Raw genomic sequence first — 2,419 nt, 5'->3', positions numbered from 1 at the left:
GACGGCGTGCCACCGGAGCGCGCCGTGCTGGCCGGGACCGTCGAGACCGCCGTGAACGCCCTGTGGGATGCCGCGCCCCTGCTTGGCGACCGGGTGGCGGTGGTGGGAGGCGGCATGGTCGGGTGCTGCGTGGCACGGCTGCTCGCCGGCATCCCGGGTGTCCGGGTCACCCTCGTCGACACCGACCCGGCCCGGGCAGCCACGGCGTCAGCCCTCGGCGTCGAGTTCGCCCACCCCGACGACGCACCCGACGGCTGCGACCTCGTCGTCCACGCCAGCGCCACCGCCGCCGGACTCCAACGCTCGCTCGACCTGCTCGCGGACGAGGGCGAGGTGATCGACCTGAGCTGGTACGGCGACGCGCCGGTCGAGCTGAAGCTGGGCGGCGCCTTCCACTCGCGGCGGCTGGCGATCCGGGCCAGTCAGGTGGGTGCGGTTGCCCCCGCGCGACGGGCCAGCCGCTCCCCAGCCGACCGGCTCGCACTGGCCCTCGACCTGCTCAGGGACCCGGCCTTCGACGCGCTGCTGACCGGGGTCTCACCGTTCCGCGAGCTGCCCGAGGCGATGGCCGCGCTCGCCGACGGCACCCTGCCCGCCCTCTGCCACGGCGTCACCTACGAAGGGACCTGACATGTTCCGAGTGAACGTCCGCGACCACATCATGATCGCCCACAGCTTCCGCGGCGAGGTGTTCGGACCCGCGCAACGGCTGCACGGTGCGACCTACGTCGTCGACGCGACGTTCGCGGCGACCGAGCTCGACGCCGACGAGATCGTGGTCGACATCGGGCTGGCGACCGAGCAGCTGCACGCGGTGCTCGCCGATCTGAACTACCGCAACCTCGACGACGAGGCGGCCTTCGCCGGCACCAACACCTCGACCGAGGCGCTGGCCCGGGTGATCGCCGATCGACTCGCGGAGCGCGTCCAGGCAACGAATCTCACCGGGATCACGGTGACCCTGCACGAGTCGCACGTCGCGTGGGCGAGCTACGAGCGACCGCTGTGAGCGTCGTCCACGTCGTCGTCCCCGACGGCATCGACGACCCGCTGCACCCCAGCGGCGGCAACGCGTACGACCGTCGGATCTGTCGCGAGCTGGCGGCCTTGGGGTGGACGGTGCGCGAGCACCGGGTTGCTCCGTCGGGACTCGCCCGGGCGCTCGCGTCCGTCCCGGATCATGGGGTCGTGCTCCTCGACGGCTTGGTGGCCGACGAGGCAGTCCTCCCGGAGACATCGCGGCTGCGGATCGTCGTGCTCCTGCACATGCCGGTCGGGGACCACCGCGAACTCGCGATCCTGAGCGCAGCGGCGGCCGTCGTGACGACGAGCGACTGGGCACGCGACCGGGTCCCCGGTGGCCGCGCGACCGTGGCCGCACCCGGGTCCGACCTCGCACCGCTGGCGACGGGTTCGAGCTCCGGCGTCGAGCTGCTCTGCGTCGGGGCCGTCGTCCGCGCAAAGGGCCAGGACGTCCTGCTCGAAGCACTGGGCATGATCACGCACCTGGACTGGCGGTGCACGTTCGTCGGTGCCCTCGACCTTGACCCCGGCTATGTCGAGGAGCTGCGCGGCCAGCTCACGGAGAGGGTCTCCTTCACGGGCGCTCTGACCGGGTCACCGCTCAAGGCTGCCTTCGCCACCGCGGACCTGGTGGTCTCCCTCTCGCGGCGGGAGTCCTACGGGATGTCGGTGATCGAAGCCCTGGCCCGCGGCGTCCCCGTCGTCACGACAGACGTCGGTGGCCTGCCGGAGGCGGTCGGGTCGGCGCCCGACGGTTCACGCCCTGGGCTGCTCTTCCCCGCCGACGATGCGCAGGCCCTGGCCGCCCACATCGAGCACTGGCTGATCGACCCGCGACTGCGCCAGGAGCTCCGCCGCTCCGCGGCCGGGCGACGCGAGAGACTCACCTCGTGGGTAGAGACAGCCCGGCAGGTGGCGGGCGTGCTCTCCGACGCACACCTGGGCCGATGAACCAGCGCACCGCCCGGCCCGTGTATCCAGCACTGCACCACCGACAGATGGGAGCCGCCATCAGCAGGACGTTCTGGATCTGGGCGCGCCTCCTGGGCGGCGCCGCGATCCTGGCCGCCCTCATCTGGCGGCAGGGCGCCGGCCCGTTCGTGGATGGAGTGGAGCGCACCAGCCCGGAGGCCCTGTTGGTCGCACTGGCGGTGACCGCCGGCACGACGCTCTGCTGCGCCTGGCGGTGGAGCCTGGTGGCGCATCGCCTCGGCGTCGCCGTACCCGTCAGGACGGCCGTCGCCGCCTACTACCGCTCACAGTTCCTCAACGCCACCCTGCCCGGCGGGATCATCGGTGACGTCCACCGCGGCGTGAGCCACGGTCGCGAGACGGGGGCGATGGGCCGCGGACTGCGGTCGGTCGCGTGGTCCGACCCGGGTACATGGGTGACACT

Annotated in this window: 4 protein-coding genes; all 4 read left to right on the top strand. The window is 72.6% G+C overall.

From position 1 onward, the window contains the following. Positions 1 to 630: zinc-binding alcohol dehydrogenase (locus RMO85_RS13755; RefSeq protein ID WP_310529293.1), on the top strand; the 630-nt coding region annotated here is incomplete at its 5' end. Between the two features lies 1 nt (position 631). After that, a complete protein-coding gene (locus RMO85_RS13750; RefSeq protein ID WP_310529292.1) occupies positions 632 to 1,009 on the top strand; it encodes a 6-carboxytetrahydropterin synthase in 378 nt (125 codons plus the stop codon). Then, positions 1,006 to 1,974: a glycosyltransferase family 4 protein gene (locus RMO85_RS13745; protein ID WP_310529291.1), complete on the top strand. Its 969-nt coding sequence runs from the start codon at positions 1,006 to 1,008 to the stop codon at positions 1,972 to 1,974. The genes RMO85_RS13750 and RMO85_RS13745 overlap by 4 nt, the downstream gene beginning before the upstream one ends. Then, a partial coding sequence (locus tag RMO85_RS13740; protein WP_310529290.1) for a lysylphosphatidylglycerol synthase transmembrane domain-containing protein occupies positions 1,971 to 2,419 on the top strand: 449 nt, incomplete at its 3' end. The genes RMO85_RS13745 and RMO85_RS13740, both read left to right, overlap by 4 nt.

The sequence above is a fragment of the Nocardioides sp. genome (assembly GCF_031422975.1).
Lineage (GTDB): Bacteria > Actinomycetota > Actinomycetes > Propionibacteriales > Nocardioidaceae > Nocardioides.
This window is presented reverse-complemented; position numbering and strand designations above follow the sequence as displayed.